At 54.4% G+C, this 17,874-nt stretch carries 15 protein-coding genes and 1 pseudogene; 8 read left to right on the top strand and 8 right to left on the bottom strand.

Features of this window, described 5'->3' with window-relative positions:
* Positions 1–19: 19 nt before the first annotated feature.
* Positions 20–2,239: an EAL domain-containing protein gene (locus tag AMK02_RS22250; RefSeq protein WP_064806839.1), complete on the bottom strand. Its 2,220-nt coding sequence runs from the start codon at positions 2,237–2,239 to the stop codon at positions 20–22.
* Between the two features lie 360 nt (positions 2,240–2,599).
* Here AMK02_RS22250 and AMK02_RS22245 point away from each other — a divergent pair, with 360 nt between their 5' ends.
* Both AMK02_RS22245 and AMK02_RS22240 read left to right on the top strand, forming a co-directional pair.
* Complete coding sequence (locus tag AMK02_RS22245) at positions 2,600–4,003, top strand: NfeD family protein (protein WP_064806836.1); 1,404 nt, start codon at positions 2,600–2,602, stop codon at positions 4,001–4,003.
* Between the two features lie 29 nt (positions 4,004–4,032).
* A complete protein-coding gene (locus AMK02_RS22240) occupies positions 4,033–4,794 on the top strand; it encodes a slipin family protein (RefSeq protein ID WP_064806834.1) in 762 nt (253 codons plus the stop codon).
* Positions 4,795–4,864: 70 nt separating this feature from the next.
* On the opposite strand, the pseudogene AMK02_RS31990 reads toward AMK02_RS22240, so the two are convergent.
* Positions 4,865–4,969, bottom strand: a pseudogene (locus AMK02_RS31990) (ATP-binding protein); the annotation flags it as partial.
* 495 nt (positions 4,970–5,464) lie between these two features.
* On the opposite strand from AMK02_RS31990, the gene AMK02_RS22235 reads away from it, so the two are divergent.
* The gene (locus tag AMK02_RS22235) at positions 5,465–6,814 is read left to right on the top strand and encodes a polysaccharide biosynthesis C-terminal domain-containing protein (protein WP_082929709.1); all 1,350 of its coding nucleotides are present in this window, start codon (positions 5,465–5,467) and stop codon (positions 6,812–6,814) included.
* 205 nt (positions 6,815–7,019) lie between these two features.
* On the opposite strand, the gene AMK02_RS22230 is transcribed toward AMK02_RS22235, so the two are convergent.
* The 4 genes from AMK02_RS22230 to AMK02_RS22215 form a co-directional block, all read right to left on the bottom strand.
* Positions 7,020–7,826: a hypothetical protein gene (locus AMK02_RS22230; RefSeq protein WP_237358366.1), complete on the bottom strand. Its 807-nt coding sequence runs from the start codon at positions 7,824–7,826 to the stop codon at positions 7,020–7,022.
* A gap of 124 nt (positions 7,827–7,950) precedes the next feature.
* Positions 7,951–8,613 (bottom strand): acetyltransferase, encoded by a 663-nt coding sequence (locus AMK02_RS22225; RefSeq protein WP_237358363.1) that lies wholly within the window; start codon positions 8,611–8,613, stop codon positions 7,951–7,953.
* 195 nt (positions 8,614–8,808) lie between these two features.
* Positions 8,809–9,483 carry a class I SAM-dependent methyltransferase gene (locus tag AMK02_RS22220; protein ID WP_064806827.1) on the bottom strand — a complete coding sequence of 225 codons (675 nt, stop codon included), beginning with the start codon at positions 9,481–9,483 and terminating at the stop codon, positions 8,809–8,811.
* A 42-nt stretch (positions 9,484–9,525) separates the two neighbouring features.
* Positions 9,526–10,233: a WbqC family protein gene (locus AMK02_RS22215; RefSeq protein ID WP_064806825.1), complete on the bottom strand. Its 708-nt coding sequence runs from the start codon at positions 10,231–10,233 to the stop codon at positions 9,526–9,528.
* A gap of 178 nt (positions 10,234–10,411) precedes the next feature.
* On the opposite strand from AMK02_RS22215, the gene AMK02_RS22210 reads away from it, so the two are divergent.
* The 5 genes from AMK02_RS22210 (at position 10,412) to AMK02_RS22190 (ending at position 14,515) form a co-directional block, all read left to right on the top strand.
* A complete protein-coding gene (locus AMK02_RS22210) occupies positions 10,412–10,717 on the top strand; it encodes an EamA family transporter (RefSeq protein WP_189637035.1) in 306 nt (101 codons plus the stop codon).
* Positions 10,718–10,737: 20 nt separating this feature from the next.
* Positions 10,738–11,691: a class I SAM-dependent methyltransferase gene (locus tag AMK02_RS22205; protein WP_082929708.1), complete on the top strand. Its 954-nt coding sequence runs from the start codon at positions 10,738–10,740 to the stop codon at positions 11,689–11,691.
* Positions 11,691–12,305, top strand: coding sequence for a class I SAM-dependent methyltransferase (locus AMK02_RS22200; protein WP_064806821.1), 615 nt, complete (start codon positions 11,691–11,693; stop codon positions 12,303–12,305). The genes AMK02_RS22205 and AMK02_RS22200 overlap by 1 nt, the downstream gene beginning before the upstream one ends.
* 105 nt (positions 12,306–12,410) lie before the next feature.
* Positions 12,411–13,568 (top strand): dTDP-4-amino-4,6-dideoxygalactose transaminase, encoded by a 1,158-nt coding sequence (gene rffA, locus AMK02_RS22195; RefSeq protein ID WP_064806819.1) that lies wholly within the window; start codon positions 12,411–12,413, stop codon positions 13,566–13,568.
* 8 nt (positions 13,569–13,576) lie between these two features.
* Entirely contained in the window at positions 13,577–14,515 is a 939-nt protein-coding gene (locus AMK02_RS22190) for a glycosyltransferase family 2 protein (RefSeq protein WP_064806817.1), read from the top strand.
* A gap of 63 nt (positions 14,516–14,578) precedes the next feature.
* Here AMK02_RS22190 and AMK02_RS22185 read toward each other — a convergent pair whose 3' ends face one another.
* Both AMK02_RS22185 and AMK02_RS22180 read right to left on the bottom strand, forming a co-directional pair.
* Complete coding sequence (locus AMK02_RS22185) at positions 14,579–15,643, bottom strand: class I SAM-dependent methyltransferase (protein ID WP_082929707.1); 1,065 nt, start codon at positions 15,641–15,643, stop codon at positions 14,579–14,581.
* Positions 15,644–16,017: 374 nt separating this feature from the next.
* Positions 16,018–17,859 carry a hypothetical protein gene (locus AMK02_RS22180; RefSeq protein ID WP_064806813.1) on the bottom strand — a complete coding sequence of 614 codons (1,842 nt, stop codon included), beginning with the start codon at positions 17,857–17,859 and terminating at the stop codon, positions 16,018–16,020.
* Positions 17,860–17,874: the final 15 nt, after the last annotated feature.

Raw genomic sequence — 17,874 nt, 5'->3', positions numbered from 1 at the left:
GCGAATACCTCGCCCCCTGCTATCCGAGGAGACGCGGTTCCTCCTGCGGTCGGTCGGCCTTCTCCGTCACGCTGGTTTTCCGTGCACACAGGTATTCGCCAACACGTTCGCGGCCCATAGGTTTGGCGAACAAATAACCCTGCAGCGTGTTGCAGCCCATTTCCAGCAAACACATCGCCTGCCGATGGCTCTCTACGCCTTCCGCCGTGACTTTCATATCAAGCTTCCGCGCCAGATTGAGCACTAGTTCAACAATTGCGAGGCTCGATTCATCCACGAGCATCGTGTCGATAAAGCTCTTGTCGATCTTGATGATATCGACCGGCAGACTTCGCAGATGCGTCAGCGATGCATAGCCTGTCCCGAAGTCATCGAGCGCCACTGTCAGGCCTTTTTTGCGCAAACGTTGCAGGGTTGTCGCAACGGTATCTTCCAGGCCCTGCAGGAAGACCGTTTCCGTCACCTCCAGCACAAGCTTGTCCAGCGGAATGCCTCTGGACGCAAAGGCGGCAACGATCCGGGTTTCCAAGTCGCCCCTCATGAAATCGGAGGCGCTTATATTGAGACCGACCCGCCCGAATTCCAGCCCTCGGTCGATCCAGCTTCGAATGTCGACCGCGACCTGTTCAAGCATGCGGGTCGTAATGTGGTGGGTAACGCTTGGATCTGTGAACGCCTCGTGAAATTGCGCCGCCGACACGATTGAACCATCCGGACGCTGCATTCGCACAAGCGCTTCAAACGCCCAGACCTGACCGTCGGCACTACCAACGATCGGCTGATAGTGGGGCACCATCCGATGTTCGGTAAGAGCCGCTTCCACCTCCCGGACGATCTGAATGCGTCGCGCGATCCTCGAACGCAGGCTCGGCTCGTAGTGTACATAGCTGCCGCGCCGCGTTTCTTTGGCATGATAGAGGGCGAAATCCGCGTTTTGGGAAAGCGTTGCGGCATCCATCATGCCCTCCGAAATTGCCCCACCCACAGTTATCGTCGGATTTATCGTCGATCCCGCAACCTGCAGCGGGCGACCGATATATTCGATCAGGTGGCGCGCGAGCGAACCCATGCGGCGTACACTCGCGGGCGCGTCCAGGACAACGGAGAACTCATCGCCGCCAAGGCGAAAGACCTTTCCTCGCTTTCCCAAACGTTCATCCAGACGTGAGGCCACGCCTTTCAGCAGCAGGTCACCTGTCGCATGGCCAAGGATATCGTTCACTTGCTTCAGGCGGTCGACGTCGATCAGCAGCAAGCCGATGGAAGGAGCGTCGGCCGCTGTGAGCCGCTCCATATGAGCATTGTAGGCTGCCCGGTTGGCAAGTCCGGTCAGAGAATCGACATTAGCCGCCTGAAGCAGACGTTGCTCGTAGCGCACTTTTTCGGAAACATCCTGAACGATGCCGAACAAACGACTGGGCTCGCCGTTCAAGCGTTCGATATCGCTGACCACGCGAATCCAGCGTTCCTCGCCTTCCGGCGTTACGATGCGATATTCCCTGTCGATTCCGGCCCCGGAGCCATTGAGGACATCGCCAATCCTGCGCCTGACGCTTTCACGCTCTTCGGGAGCATAGCAGCCGATCACCTCCTCCGAGGTCATGCGTTTGCCGACCGGCAATCCGACGGTGCGGTAAATCTGGTCCGACCAGATGATCGTGCCGGTGCTGAGATCCATCTCGAAGCCGCCGACCTTGGCAGAGCGTTCAGTCTGCTCGAAGCGAGCCTGCTTCAGTTCCAATTCGCGTTGCTGCTCTCTCAAGAGGCTTTGCTGACGATGTTCCCGGATCAGGCCGACGACCACGCGTGCCAAACTGCGAAGCTGTTCGATATCCCGATCGCCGAAGCGGCGGTTCTTCGTGTCGAGGACGCAAAAGCTGCCGTAGCAGGTCTCCCCTTCCGAAAGCGGCACTCCCGCATAGAACCGGACCGAACGCTCTCTAACGAAGGTGTTTCCGGAAAAGCGAGAATCCTTGTCGGCGTTTTCGACGACGAGCGGTGACTTCGTTTGTACGATATGGCTGCAGAAGGAATGCTCGCGAGGCGTCTCTTTCAAAAAGAGACCGTGCTCGGCCTTGAACCACTGCCGATCCCCGTCGACGAACGAAACCAACGCCATCGGCATGTCGAACACACTGCAAGCCAGCCGCACGATAGCATCGAACTCTTCCGTCGGCGGCGTATCGAGAATGCTGGCCTGGTGGAGGAGATTCAATCTCTCATCTTCTGAAAGTGACATGCGACCTTGGGCTCCTCGCAGCGCTTGATGACGCGGAGTGAAACCCTTCATGGGTCGTAGAAGCGGAAGAACTAGCCGCTGACGCTCTATAGAATTGCATAATCTGGTTGCCAAATATTGAAGCTGTTGACATATAGTTTGGTCGTAAGGCGTCCTGCCGAACGAGATATTCTCGTCTGGCGATAAGATCCTGAAGTATCTGATTGGCCGTCAGCGACCTTCAAGAAACATAGGCCACGCGGCTCGCATCCGTGCAATGCGCTTAGCCAACCTCGCCTTACGAGCGCATAAGACGGCTTGAACATGAGCCTTTGATGCCTCCGTCTTTTTCTTTGTAATTTCCGACATACATTAAATACTATGTACGTTCCGCCGATTGGCACGCGGGGATTGAGGTGTTGGCGATGGCAACCGCCAATCTTCACTTTGTTGTTTTTGCTGCTTTCAGCTTGGGGCTTCGGCATACCGTCGGCGTCTGACCGCGCGTCTGTCGTCCTCAAGGTGAATGGCGCCATTGGGCCTGCTATAGCTGACTACGTGGTACGAGGCATTCAGCGTGCTGGCGAACGTGAAGCGGTCTTGATCGTCCTGCAAATGGATACACCAGGCGGTCTTGACACCTCCATGCGGGAAATCATCCGCGCGATCCTTGCCTCGCCGGTGCCTGTCGCGAGTTTCGTCGCGCCAAGCGGGGCACGGGCTGCCAGCGCCGGCACCTATATTCTCTACGCAAGCCACATTGCGGTAATGGCCCCTGGGACCAATTTGGGTGCAGCGACACCAATCGCGCTCAGCGTGAAGCCTTTCGGCGGTGATGAGGAACCCGAAAAGAAGCCGAGCGAACCTAGCGGCAAGCAACCGGAAGCTCCAGGCAATGCCCACGAAGCAAAAGCCGTTAACGACGCAGTCGCTTACATCCGTGGGCTTGCGGAATTGCGCAATCGCAACGCCGACTGGGCAGAGCGTGCTGTCCGCGAAGCTGCTAGCCTTTCATCCACAGCGGCAGTGCGCGAACATGCCATCGATTTCACGGCAGCTGATGTCAACGATCTCCTTGCAAAGGCGCAGGGCCGCATGGTGCGGGTCGGTCAAACGGAGGTCCGGCTCGATACCGCCGGTTTGGCCGTGCAGGAATTCGAGCCGGACTGGCGCACGCGCCTGCTTTCCGTCATTACCGATCCGAACATCGCAATCATCCTGATGATGGTTGGTATCTATGGCCTGATCTTCGAATTTCTCGCACCCGGGACAATGCTTCCTGGCACGATCGGCGGCATCTGCCTCCTCCTCGGTCTCTATGCCCTGGCATTGCTGCCGGTGAGTTTTGCCGGCCTTGGGCTTATTTTGCTCGGCGTAGGATTGACTGTGGCTGAGGCGCATTCGCCAAGTTTCGGCGCATTTGGCATTGGCGGCGGGGTAGCCGTGATCCTGGGAGCAACCATCTTGTTTGATACCGAGATACCCGGCTTGGAGGTGTCGCGCCCCCTACTGGGCGCAATTGCAGTTGCGACTCTTGCCTTCAGCCTTGTCGTTGCTCGCCTGGCATTCACCTCGCGCTTTCGCCAGGTTGCCACCGGTGCAGAGGAGATGATTGGCATTTCCGGTAAAGTTGAGAGTTGGACGGGGCTCACGGGGTACGTCATCGCGCATGGCGAACGCTGGAAGGCCGTTTCCGCCGAACCCCTTGTCGCTGGTGACCCTGTCAGGGTGACCGGCCGCAACGGGCTGGCGCTCGAGGTCACCAGCCGTCCTAAGGACACCTAGCGGCACTCAAGAACGCAGGAGGAGAAGCCATGGATATGTTTGCAGATCTTGCCTTCTATTTGGTGGCCATTGTCATTGCAGTCGCCATCCTCGCATCCGCGGTTAAGATCCTGAGGGAATATGAACGCGGCGTCGTGTTCACACTTGGCCGCTTTACCGGAGTCAAGGGACCCGGCTTGATTCTGCTCATTCCCTATGTCCAGCAGATGATCCGAGTCGACTTGCGCACGCGCGTACTCGATGTCCCCAGCCAGGACGTCATCTCACATGACAATGTCTCGGTTCGTGTCAGCGCGGTGATCTACTTCAGGGTCATTGACCCCGAGAAATCGACAATACAGGTCGAGGATTTCATGATGGCAACAAGCCAGCTTGCTCAGACGACGTTGCGCTCCGTGCTCGGCAAGCACGACCTCGATGAAATGCTGGCAGAACGCGACAGGCTCAACTCCGATATTCAGGAAATCCTCGACGCTCAAACGGACGCTTGGGGAATTAAAGTAGCCACTGTCGAGATCAAACATGTCGATATCAACGAGTCGATGATACGCGCGATTGCCCGCCAAGCGGAAGCCGAACGCGAACGCCGCGCGAAGGTCATCAATGCCGAGGGCGAACAGCAAGCCGCAGCGAAGCTACTGGAAGCGGCGGAAATTCTGGCCAAACAGCCGGAGGCGATGCAACTTCGTTACTTGAGCACTTTGAACGTCATCGCCAGCGAGAAGACTTCGACGATCTTATTTCCCTTCCCGATGGAGTTGGGCACTCTGATGGCCATTAAGCCGAAGTGATCGACCGAATGGGCATAGCCTGGAGCCTGATACCCGCGTGGCGAGTTTTTCGAGTGGATTTCAGCCGGTCTTTTCGGGCGCGACTTTGCGCGAGACGATAGCTATCACCATTCGTCCGGAGAATATTGACGTGGTCGGCAATACGATCGAGCAGCGCTCCGCTCAGACGCTCGGTCCTCATTCAATTTCCGGTTGGTAACGGATCGTTCACCACGTAGATTGCATCGGACAAACTATTGGCTTAGCGAGATGTTCGGGATGCTCTATAAAATTGTGGCGATTGCGATGTTGGCTGCCTGTGCTTTGGCAGCTGTATTTGCCAGCGCAAGTGACCCCTATGTCCCAGCGGCCTGGCCACAAATCCAAGCTCCGAAGACCAGCCGTTTGGCGCCGGCACCCCAGCCCAATATGAGCTCTACCCGCGTTGGCCCGGCGGCGACTCCCAAACTCGACGTTGTCACGAAATCGTTGATCGTCTCCCAGGAACCAAGGTAGCGTCGTGGCGAAATTCTTGCTCGTCGAAAACGGGCTCCTGAACGGCGGAAGGCGAAAGGTCGCACCGCTCGCCGAATTCATGACATTCAGATCTTCGTGGCGCAACCTTGATTGGGATAAACCGCGGCACGCAACACTTGTTGCCATGAGCCGCTCACTCGGATAGAGCAGGAAAATGAACATACCAGCGATTGATGCTCGCCGGGTTGAGACAAAAGGTCAAGGGCGCCGGCTGGAGAAGATGAATTTTCGATCCGAGACTTATGTTAGGCTTCGGTCGGTTGCTAGTACAACGATTGCCGTCCTGCTCGCCAGATCCTTGTCACTTGGGCTGTTCGCGCTTTCTGCACGGCTTTTGTCTCCGACTGAGAATGCAGGGCTAATTTACGTCACGGGGGTTTCGAACCTCGTCGTTCAGATCGGCACACTAGGCTGGCTCAATCTCAGCCGCAGGATGGCGGCTCGTTTCGATGATGAGGATCCAGCGCGGGCAAAAGGCTTCCTTCTGAGATCATTTCAAATTCCGACCGCAGTTGTCACGACTATCTGTGTTCTTTTGATCTTTCTGTCCTTTACCGACTGGGTTGATCGCGGTCTTTCTGAATCGATTTTCTACACCGGCATTGTCAGTTTGCCTCTTCTTTTCAATCTGATGCTTAGGGAATATCTCGCCGCCCTCAACCGACCTGCCATTAGTGTCCTTTCTAGCGAGACCATTCCGTTAGGGCTGGCGCTCGTGCTTTTATACGCCATCGGCGCTGACGACCTTCGCAGTGCGTCGTTCTGCGTGGTGGCGGGTTCGGTATTTGGCCTCATTTTGCAGATATTTATTACTGCCAAGCCGTTCGGCGTTCTGCTGGCGTCGACAACAACAATCTACGATACGAGAAAATGGTCGCGTATTGCCGCCTATACGTTGGTTGGGTATGGTGGCAAGCTTCTAATGGATCGAATGGACAGCCTCCTTTTGGCCCCCATCGCGGGGCTGGATCAATTAGCGTTCTTCAACTCCGCCGTTCGTATCGCCAATCTGATGTTGCTGGTGCCGACGATATTGCTCCCCGTATTTGCTCCCCGTATCAGCAAGGCGTACATGAACAACGATGTGCGGCAGCTTCGTTTTGAAGTCTCCGTCCAACTCGCCCTGATCGGACTGTCGGTCGGCCCCCTAGCTGCCGCCCTCGTCCTGTTTCCCAATGAAGTAGTTGGTTTTGTATTCGGCGACACATACCGCCAAGCAGGCGAAATCATGTGGCTTGTCGTCATATCGCAAACAGTGTTCGCTTTCTCTCTTCCGCTCAGCAACCTGCTCTTGATGACCGATGGTGAGACAGCCTATGCTGCTGCAAGCATAGGTGCGGTAGTTGCGAATTTTATGCTGGGGCTGCTACTCATAAGCCGCTATTCGCTCACCGGGGCGGCAATAGCCACTGCAATCTCCACCTTCATTCTAGCCGCAATTCTCACTGTTTCGGCGAGCAAATACCTGAACCTCGGAATACGATCCCGCCTGGGAGCTGGGTGATTTCCAAGTCAGGCAGGATCTGAGTCGCGATTCCCTGCATCGCGAGTGCACGAGTCCCTAGCTTCTCGGTCAGTTCTCTGTGGGATTTAGAAAACAGTTAAGCTGCTCAATTTCTGTCGGCGAACCCTGCATGTAGCCCAAAAACAAACATCGCCCGCCTGAAATACACGCTCAAATTCGCGTTCCCTGAGACACGCCTTACCAGTCAAACCGTCAAGACCGCCAATCCGAAACCGCTCTTACCATAGCCATTGCCATTGTATAAAAGATAGCGGTGAGCTCCAATATCGAAGACGCATGGATATGTGCATTCGTTATTCTCCCATTCTTGGGGCTCATTCGCAAACACGATAGCCGAGTCATCACGTGTCCAACTCATGCCGTCCGCGGAGTACGCGCACCCAATTTCGTAATGAGGTCTACGGCGCGCATACCACATCGAATAGGAACCATCCGTTTCCTTGATAACTGTTGGACGCGAGATCGCGAATTCAGCCGGGTCCAGGGAACCATGCAAAGGAACGACGGTATTCTCCGACGCTACCCAGGCAAGGCCATCGGTAGACTGCGCCGTTTTAACGATGTGCTGCATCTCGAGGCCCTTCTCGCCCCAGAACAGATGGCTTCCAAACCACATTCGATAAGCTGAATCCTCTCGAACGACCCAAGGATAGCCAACCGTCAGCGGATTTGCCTCACTTCGTCCGACGATGGGGACCTGACTATGCCGTTCAAACTTGTCGTCTCGAGACTCCGCAATAGCCAGACCGATAAAATTCGTGAAGGGAACGGAGACGCCGACAGTCCAACCGAGGTAATAGGCGAACAGCCGCTCGCCGTCCTGGATAACACAGCCAACCGTGACACCGTCACTATCGAATGCACCTCGCCTTCCGGGTTCGAAAAGCGGACCTTCGGGTTCCGAAACGATACGAAATCCGCTCGGCTCAACAGACAATGTCGTGCGTGCTAGCGAAGAACGGTTGAGCGAGTCACGAACAGAAAAATACACGTCAACCAAGCCGTCCGCCCGCACAACGGCCGTCGGGTAACTCGCGTGGCTTCGCCACCAACCCCGGTCGGAACGTGGTTCAATGACGCGGCCGAGGCGCTGCCATATTTGAGTCATAGCTATTCTAGAATTTCTTTAGGCGAGTGGAAGGAACCGAGCGTTTCTCCGCTTTGAATGGCAACGCATAAATACCCTCGGCGTCGGTATTTTCGCCGATCGGCACTCCAGCTCCTATGAGACTAAAGGGCGCAACAGAAACGTGGTCAGAAATCGTCGAGTTCACGCCGAGGAAGCTGTTATGTCCGACGGTTACGCCGCCGGAAACCACTACGTGCGAAGAGATAAAGACGTTTTCTTCGATTACTGAATGATGGCCAATGTGGTTGCCGGACCAAAGAGTCACATTATCCCCGATGCGAGAAAACGGCTGAATCGTATTGTCTTCGAGAATGAAACAGTTCTCTCCGATGTCATCAGTAAAGACGTTTGCATGAGGACTGATGTAGCTGGTCAAGCTATAACCGACTTGCCGCATTGCATCGACTTTGGTGGCCCGCACCACGTTCATCCTTGCATAAGAAAGAGCGACAAAACCGTCATGGACGGAAGGCGGGAAGGTTTCAGCGACGTTCTGAAACGCGATGACGGGGCGCCCTTGAAAGGTTTCCTCCCTGATGAAATCAGAATCGACGGTGAACCCTGCCACCTGACGCCCCAGTGTTTTTTCGAAATAATAGGCGGCAACTTCGGCGATTTCGCCCGTTCCAAAGATGAGTATTGGCTTCACGTAAAATCCCTCGCAGAGTACAGATTCCATAGATTCGAAAGAGCGGTGACGCAGATCCTCTTCGAATGCTCGGCAACGTTGAACGCACCTTTCTGCGTCGCGACCTCTCCTGCGCGATAGACCGGGACCAAAGCTGGGGTCCCGAAATCCATCAGCCGCAAGCCCTGATATCAGAAATCCGCTTGTCATTCAACTTCAACGGGTTAGGCTTATTCGGACGGTGAACTCATAGAGATCATAGTCGTGAGCCAACAAAACTCGTCGCCCAAAGTGCTTGAGGCAATGGTTTAGAATATAGCCAGGATCGGGATACCAGAGATTGCCACGCATTCGCTCTGGATCCGAATGCGCAGTTAGACAATTGAAGGCAATTCCCTTGCGGGCGCATCCAGCCATGGAAGAGATAGCATCCCAGACATACTGCAGCCAAACGTCGTCATCGTAATCAAAGCGGATATTGAATATTCCGCTGGCGATAACATAGTCCACCTGTTGGCTGGGTTTCGTGGATTGTTCGAATTTGACCCTTTTGAGCGAGCTACAATAATGTGACGCGGCCTTGAGCATGCTTGTGGAAATATCACACCCAAGATAGTCGAAATTTAAATTCTGCTGGCGCATGTACACCGGCAAAGCTCCATACCCACAACCAATCTCGGCAATGGAACCCACTACGTCGTTCTTAACTACAAGCAAAAGCTGGTCAAAACGCTTACGCTGGCTTTCTTCGTCGCGCCAATCAGCTCCCTGTGGGGTCGCGCCAAAAGTTTCGACTTTTTCTGAATAATAGCCTGCAACGCGGTCTAGAATACTAGATGTATCTTTTGTCAAATTTTCTTCTCCGGTCCCTATTTGGCTGCGGGTAGCCATCGTATCCTTATTAAATCAGCAACAGAGCCAGTTTGAGCTGCTTCACGGAGAGATGAAAGATCGCGACGCTTCACCAAGATGGAAGACGAGATCTAACGCCGAGACTGCATGCTCGAAATCACCGTGCAACTGCTCATATTGTCTATAAGGCCCATACTCCATCCATTCTACGACGACACCCGCATCGCTGAAAATCTTTTCGTCAAGGTATTCTCGCGCACTCGGTCCGCTTAGATAATGCGTGGCGCCTGCGGCGACACAGAGTGAAAGCAGACGCTCGCTTCGTCGCCCCTCACATGCGTAGTCGGAATCCCGACGGATTTGCAGGCTCATACCGAGTTGCATGCAAAGTTCGCGCAGAAACAACTCGTTGACTTCCGTAAGCTTGGAAAGGCCGCCGGCCCGTACATAGAGATCCCTGATACGTTCCGCGTGTGTCTTGAAATGTGGTGCGCGGGCATAATTGAGTTCAATGCTTCGCCAATGCTTTTCCGCCCACGGCTCAGCGATTTCCACTTCATCAATAGGCTGGTCGAATTGTGACTTGGTGATGACCGGTATTGTCAACCATTCAGCACCGCGCTGTGTTTTGATCTTGTTCCTGTTGTGCCAGTGCCTCTTGCGATACTGGGCTCCATCGAGAATTATATATTCGTCGCAACGGCCGATGAGATCGAAAAAACCTTTCCATGGGATATAGCAGGATTGAATGATCGCAATCCGCTTCTGGGGCCTGACTGCAACGCTCATTTCAGATTTCACCATCGGAACGATCACTCGCTTAGACATAGTTGCTCAAGTTGAGTGGGTGTGATACCCGGAACCCGTAACCTTAGCCATACATCTCATCAGAAAATGCTAGGCAAATATGGACCGACTAAATTGGATTGGGGCAACGCTCGCCCTATCGTTATATGGCCAGCTGATCATGAAATGGCGCTCCGGCTTGCACGCGCAGAACACGAGCGAGTTGGGACGATACGGCTACATCTTTGCGATGTTGACCGATCCGTGGGTATTAAGTGGCCTTGGCGGAGCGTTTTTGGCAAGCATCGCGTATATGATGGCAATTGATAGACTTGGACTGGCTTACGCTTATCCTTTGATGGCCCTGTCATTCGTTATTGTTCCGCTCGGCGCAGTGGTCTGTTTTGGCGAACGCATCCAACTGATGCAGGCGATGGGGCTGGCTCTAATCGCGTTGGGCGTTACGTTGTCCGCCTTTTCGCGTTGAGTGGCAGCCGGAGGCGATTCATGCAAATAGGGACAGCTTTAAGCTCGAAGCAGGCGCAGCGTATATGTCCTGGCTGCGGTGCGGCGTCATCGATCGCTGCGGACGAGCTCTCATGGCCGACGTCCTTTGTGTGTGGCCAATGCTTGTTCTCGGCACCGGTAATAAACGAAATTGCGCTGACCGCTCCAGCGCTCGCGGATACTGTTTCGGGATTTGACCCTCAGGACTTTCAGTATCTGGCAGAAGCTGAGCTTAGTCACTTTTGGTTTGTCGCGCGCCGCCGCTTGATCGTCTCACTCGCTGGCAAGTATGCCCCCTCCGCCCGAAGCTTCATAGAGGTCGGCTGTGGTTCGGGAAACGTTGTCAAGGCTTTGGCCGAATCGCGCCGGTGGGACCGTATTCTTGCGACAGAAATTCATCCGAGCGGACTGGCGTTCGCGCGCTCGCGAATGCCCGCTGATGTTGAGTTTCTGCAGGCGGACGGACGCAATCTTCCATTCGACTCAACGTTTGATCTCGCTGGTGCTTTCGACGTGCTTGAGCATATCGCCGAAGACGAAGCCGTCTTGGCTGGCATCAACAGAGTTCTTGCGCCTGGGGGCACGCTCATCGCCACGGTCCCGCAACACCCGTTCCTTTGGGGGCCGGCGGACGAGGTTGCTCACCATGAACGCCGCTATCGTCGAGGTGAACTCGAAGCGAAGTTAAGAACAGCAGGTTTCGACATCGTCTTCTCCACTAGCTACACGGCGATACTGCTGCCGCTGATGATACTCAGCCGTCTTTTGGCAAAACGAAATGCGTCCGGAGGCGATATGCGCGCGATAGCACGCAAGGAGTTTGAAATCTCCAAAGCTCTCAATGGTCTGTTGAAGCGAACCTTGTCGTTGGAGGTGACGCTGACCGAGCGCGGCCTGCGCTGGCCGGTTGGCGGCAGCCGTGTAGTTGTCGCGCGCAAAGTAGAGGGTAAATAGTGGCTCAGATAACTTCCGGCATTCATTCGATCTTGTCGGTTCCGGCAATTTACGATCTCGCCCAAACGATAATGGGTGCATCTCGGAACCGGAACTGGATGCAACGCGAATTCATTCGAGCCAGACCTGGAGAGCGCGTGCTCGATGTCGGATGCGGGACAGCAGATATTCTCTCTGTCATGCCCGAGATCGACTATGTTGGGTTCGATATCAGCGAACCATATATAGCCAAAGCAAAGGCCCGTTGGGGGAAGCGCGGTGAGTTTCATGCGGAATTTCTGGACAGCGCGCGTATCGAGCATTTTGGCAAGTTTGATCTGATCCTCGCGACCGGGCTCCTTCATCACCTCGATGATCACGAGGTCGATTCATTGTTCGAAACATTGGCTAAAGGACTGAAGCCGGGCGGGCGTATCATCACTGTCGACGGAACTTATGTTCAGGGGCAGAATCCCGTCGCCCGTTTTGTAATTAGCCAGGATCGGGGGCGGAGCGTGCGCCGCCCGGAAGCATATACAGCGCTGGCGAAGTCGCATTTTGGCAATGTGGAAGGCTGGCTCGAGCCGCGAACCTGGATACCCTACACGTATTGGATCATGCGCATCGGGCATTAACCCCAGCCGACCAAATAAGCGTCTCCGTTAAGTTCTAATACTCGGCAACAGAAATTAATCCACAGGCAACAGCTTGATGGTTTCGCTCAGGAAAGAGCTAGCGATATGGCTTTGAAAATCGAACCACGAACTGACAAAATCCCATTCAATTCAGCAGGTATTCTCGGAAATGAGCTTGCCTACATAGCCAAAGCGATTAACGAAAAGAGCATTTCGGGTAATGGCAGGTTTACCGAGCTTTGCAGTGCCTATCTAATGGATCTGCTGAAGAGCCCCGCGGCATTCCTGACGCCGTCATGCACCGCGGCGCTGGAGATGGCTGCGATTTTGTGCGATTTGCAGCCTGGCGATGAAGTCATCATGCCGTCCTACACTTTTACCAGCACGGCTAATGCGGTCGTGCTACGCGGCGCGGTCCCGGTTTTTGTGGACATTCGACCCGACACTTTGAATATCAATGAAACGCTCATAGAGAACGCCATAACAGCCCGCTCCAAAGCGATCATGGTTGTTCACTATGCCGGTGTCGGTTGTGAGATGGATGCAATCCTCGACATCGCCCGCAAGCATAATCTTGTCGTAATCGAGGATGCCGCTCAGGCGATGTATGCTGACTTTAAAGGTAAGCCTCTGGGTTCCTTCGCTGAGCTTGCCACCTTCAGTTTTCACGAGACGAAGAATATTGTGTCAGGCGAAGGCGGCGCACTGATTGTGAACGATCCGAGCAAGATAGACCGCGCCGAGATCGTCTGGGAGAAGGGGACCGATCGTGTCAAATTCAAGCGAGGAATGGTAAATAAGTACAATTGGGTGGATATCGGCTCGTCTTTCCTGCCGAGTGAAATTATCGCTGCATTCCTCTGCGCCCAGTTCGAGAACGGACAAGAAGCGACTCAGTCACGGCTGGCCCTATGGGAAGGATACAAAAAGGGACTCGAACCCATGGAGCGTGCGGGGCGCCTGCAAATCCCCCATCCCCCCGAATACTGCAAGCATAATGGCCACATCTTCTACATTTTGGCGCCCGACGCACGGTTGCGCGAAATTTGGCTGGACGAGTTGGCAAGAACCGGTATCGGCGCAGTTATTCACTACGTTCCACTGCATTCGGCACCGGCTGGTCGCAAGTTTGCCAGGGCTCACGGCAATTTAACCGTAACAGACGATGTTTCCAGTCGGCTGATTCGTCTGCCACTTCATTTGGGCATGACACAGGCGCACTTGAACAGAGTGATCGAGCGCATCGACCGGCTCTCGGCCTGAGTTAGATCATGAGCCCGAATTCTCAATTGTCTACCCGTTCGTCTGTCGAGCTATCGATTGTCGTTGCCATCTACAAATGCAGGGGCTCACTTGTCGAATTACATCGTCGTCTCGGCCTTGCACTTGAAGCCCTAGTCGCTGATTACGAGATCATCTTTGTTGATGACGACTGTCCAGACAAATCCTGGGAGGTAATTGAGGAGCTTGCCGCTACGGACCACCACGTGCGCGGGATCAAGTTGAGCCGCAATTTCGGCCAATCCATTGCAATTGCCGCCGGTTTATCGGAGGCTCGCGGAGCACGCGTGATCGTGATGGACGGAGATCTGCAGGATCCGCCGGAGGCTATCAAAATTCTCTGGGACGCCGCAGAAGCGGGCGCGCCGCTTGTTTACGGCAAACGCCATTCCGACCATCAATCGGTCGCAAGGATAGGGGCAGGAAAACTCTACTTCACCTTTCTGCGACTGATATCTGGTCGCAATATCGATCCTGGCTACGGCACGTTCACTTTGCTTTCGAGGGAGGTGGTTGACGCATACCTTCAGTTCAATGAACCAAACCGACACTTCCTTTTCGTTCTGTATTGGCTCGGGTGTGGCGGTATCGACGTGAAATATGATCGCGACAAACGCGGTGTCGGCAAATCCAGCTATCGTCTTTCGCGCCTCTTGCGACACTCCTATCAGGGCGTGATCTTTTATTCGCAATCCCTACTGTATATCTTGATTGCTGTTGTGGGCGCATTGACGGTTGTCTCCCTAAGTTTTGCACTGATTGGGACGGGTTATCCGCTTATACGATCAGGTCAAATCGCCACGTTTGGAGTCCTGCTCTCCATCGCCATTCTCATTCTGGGCGTATTCGCGTCCAATATTCTTGACTATACGAAGAGACGCCCCCTTTTTATTGTACTAAAACGCACAATGGAGGCAGACAAGCTTTAATTTCACATATGTATATTTACGATATTTCGCTGCCTACTGAACAATGTTCAAGCGGATCCCCGACTACCCATCAGATCGGACAAGATCATCCCAGCGAATCACGATGTTACCGTCGCTAGTGAGTCGATTCGCTACGGTCTCCTGAATTTCAGGGCGGACGGCCAGAAGCACTGTCCGCCGCTTGCCGGTTCGCACGCCGCTGTAGAGAGTTACCGGCCGCCCGTCAAACGACCCTTCGCTGTCAGCAATAATTCCACATACCATTTCCCAAGTTCGTGGCGCGTATGCGCGCAAAAGCTGTGCGTTTTCGCCACTCCCAAAGGCAAAAAGGTCCGTAACGTTGCGGACTCTGTCCAGCAAGGCTTCATCAAGGCGCTGCCAACCGCGAAGAAAGCTGACCCGACGGTTATAGAGAGCGTCGGCCAACGGCACAGAGATCTGCGTGCCTGATCCGGGCACCAGCACAACAGCCTGGAACGCACCTAATGCAGCCGGAGCCAGTTGTTTGTCGGCGACTGCAAGTCCCGCACGCTGAGCCATCCTCTCAAGTGCATGCGAAGTGAAAGAGTGGATGTGATCATAGACCAACATCTCCGTCGTCGGCCGGTCCCCGTCAGGGCAGATCGTGACGATACACCCGCCGTCCGCAATGGCAGTTCTCGATTGCTGCAAAAACTCTATTGGATTGTGCACATGTTCGATCACGTTGACTGAGAGCACTACGTCGACCCGCAGCACTGCAGTGTCGATATCCCTTAAAAGCCCACACTCTATATCGAGTCCGTCAGCACGTCGGGATACCGCCGAGGAGACGGGTTCGACGCCGTTCAGCCGCAATTGAGGCGCGCGGCGTCGCAGCTCGGCCATCAGTGATCCCGTGCCAGCCCCGATCTCAAAAATTGAGTTGACCCTCCGATCTCCAAGTAGACTGAGGATCCAGTCGGCATAAATGCGTTGACGCTGATCTTCGAATATATTGTCTATCAAACGGTCGTGCAGCGCATAATCGCGGCTGAATATCGCTTCCACCTCCTCTTGAGAAGGCGGGGAGGCATGCCGGATCAATCCGCAGTCCTCGCAGTGCTCCTTTTCCAACGGTTCGCCAATATTGCGCCCATCAGAAAGCATGGACTGGTGGGACCAACTCGGCAAGGCGCGCCATCGCAAAGACGAGCACGCGGGGCAATTCGCTGGAGTGTTCAAATCACAAACCTCCCGCAAGACGTGGTTCTCCACTTTTGACTGGCCACGAAGATCGTATCCTTGATGCTGTGTAGTGGCGATTTCCTTGCCGCAGGCTCCACTTAGCCGGCGTCAGAAAGCCACCTCGACTAATTATCAAAATCCCTGTTGCTGCCTCCGCCGTGAAGCGCAACACTGTATTCGTTCGATCGGGCCGGCGGGACTATTCAGATCCTCTTTCGACCGCTCCCCTGTGTTCGGCAATTCCAAAATCCAAAAAATCCGTGCTTACCGCGGAGGTGGTGTTGTCTTCTGCCTCGTTACGGTCCTTGGTTGATTTCTTTCTGTACTCGGCTGTGGTCTTCACAAATTGAGGTCGCCTCATCAATAGTCCTTGTGGGACGAAGCAATAGCTGCCTGATGTCAGGTCCAGCATCCGGGTCTGGTGGGCGCACCGTGGAAGCTATTGTATAATCGGTCTCAGGATCGATTCCAAAGTTATCGAGAATCGATGTCGGTAGGCTGCGCGTGCCATTCGGCTCCATCAACAGCCAAGAACCAGCTATCTGCCTGCAACCCGCCCGTTCGAGAGCCCTTTTTGCGATGTCGGTGCTGCCGACATAGCCGCCGATCATCCATGCCCTGCCCACCGGCGTTGCGCCCATCAAGTAAAGTGTGCCCGGATACTGACCCGTAAGATCAGTAATTTGATCACCGTGGCGGAAACCGTTGTTGCCAGCGTCCGCGATGAGACGCTTTAGATAGTCTGCAACGTCAGAAGAGAGAAGAAGCTGTGCTCCGGAAGGTAGCGTTATCGGTTCGGTCTGCATTACGAGCGCGTGCGACTGCCGGTAGGGGTATTGGAGCGAAATCAATAGCACGACGAAGGTGAGGATTTGGCCATAGGCAGCGATTGGAAGAAGGCCTCGCAAAAAGCCTGGATAAGACCGCAGAAGAAGAATGCCGCCTATGACCCAAAATAACCCCGCGGATGCGGCGCTGGCCCAGTAGTTGCTCATCGTTCCAAAAGTATAGACAAAAGGAAACGCAAAAAAACAAAGCGACAACGCCCACGTATCGGCCGGCCAAACAGGTTTTTTTCTCCAACGAGCAATAACAAGGACCGCGGCGACCGCGGCTGGAACTGCAAAGATCTCCAGTGCAAAATATTTCGACGGCATTATCTCGATGGACCCGACTATCACCGAGAGCGCCAACACAGCCAAGGTAGCGGCGGCTGTCAGCCCGATGAAGAGCCGACGAAAATCGGAAAGGCTGAGAAGCAGTGCTAGAGTTAGCACGATACAGATTGAAATTGTCAGCAGGGCAATTCCGGCACTAGGAGTGCGAATGTCCAATCGCACGATTGTACCGAAAGAATAGGAGGCGGGACCACCGATGCGGCGCGCGAAAGACGCTCCCTCGTTCAAATCTGCGAAAAAAGCTGCGACGGATCCGTGAACAAACGATCCGTACATGAGGATAAACGCGATAGCGGTGCAACAAGCTAGCGCGGCTGGCAGCAAATACGCACGCGGCCGACGAAGAAAGTACAGGCCTGCGACGAAAATCAAGGCAACCGCAGTTGTCGGTTTCGCCATAAATGCCAGATAGACGGCCAGTCCCACAGCCTGCCAACCGAAAATTCGCCATCCGGAGACTTTTGCATCCACCAGCAGCAGGCCGATGCCAGCGATAAGAAGTGCCTGGAAAGCAAGGCTGTTGTAGCTTGGTGTCGGAATCCACACTTGGAAAAACATCAACGATGTGCAGGCGATTGCCAGCGACATCATCGTCAGCCAATAGAATTTGGACAACGTGATGCCGATCTGAACGAAACGAAATAGCGCCGCTTGACCAAGAATGCTCGAAAGCAGAAAAATGGCCAGAATGTTTAGCTGCCGCAGCAGCGTAATATCGCCCTTCACCAGACGGTAGATCGGATGATAAATATAGCCAAACTGCGTGACTTCGCCCTTAAATACCCACGGGTTGGAGATCCAGGCCAAATAGTAGCCTTCATCGGTGAAGTCGATCCCGCGATTCGCGATCGCAAGCAGACGAAATAGGAAGGCGGCAGATGCGATTGCTAAAAGGCCGATTATCGCCGCGTCAAACCGCGCGATGAAAGCCCGGCTTTTCGTTTCACTGTAAAAATGCAAGCGCTGGTCCTATCC

The organism is Rhizobium sp. N731, from assembly GCF_001664145.1.
Taxonomy (GTDB): domain Bacteria; phylum Pseudomonadota; class Alphaproteobacteria; order Rhizobiales; family Rhizobiaceae; genus Rhizobium; species Rhizobium esperanzae.
Note: the sequence above shows the minus strand (reverse complement) of the source record. Positions and strands in the feature narration are given on the sequence as shown.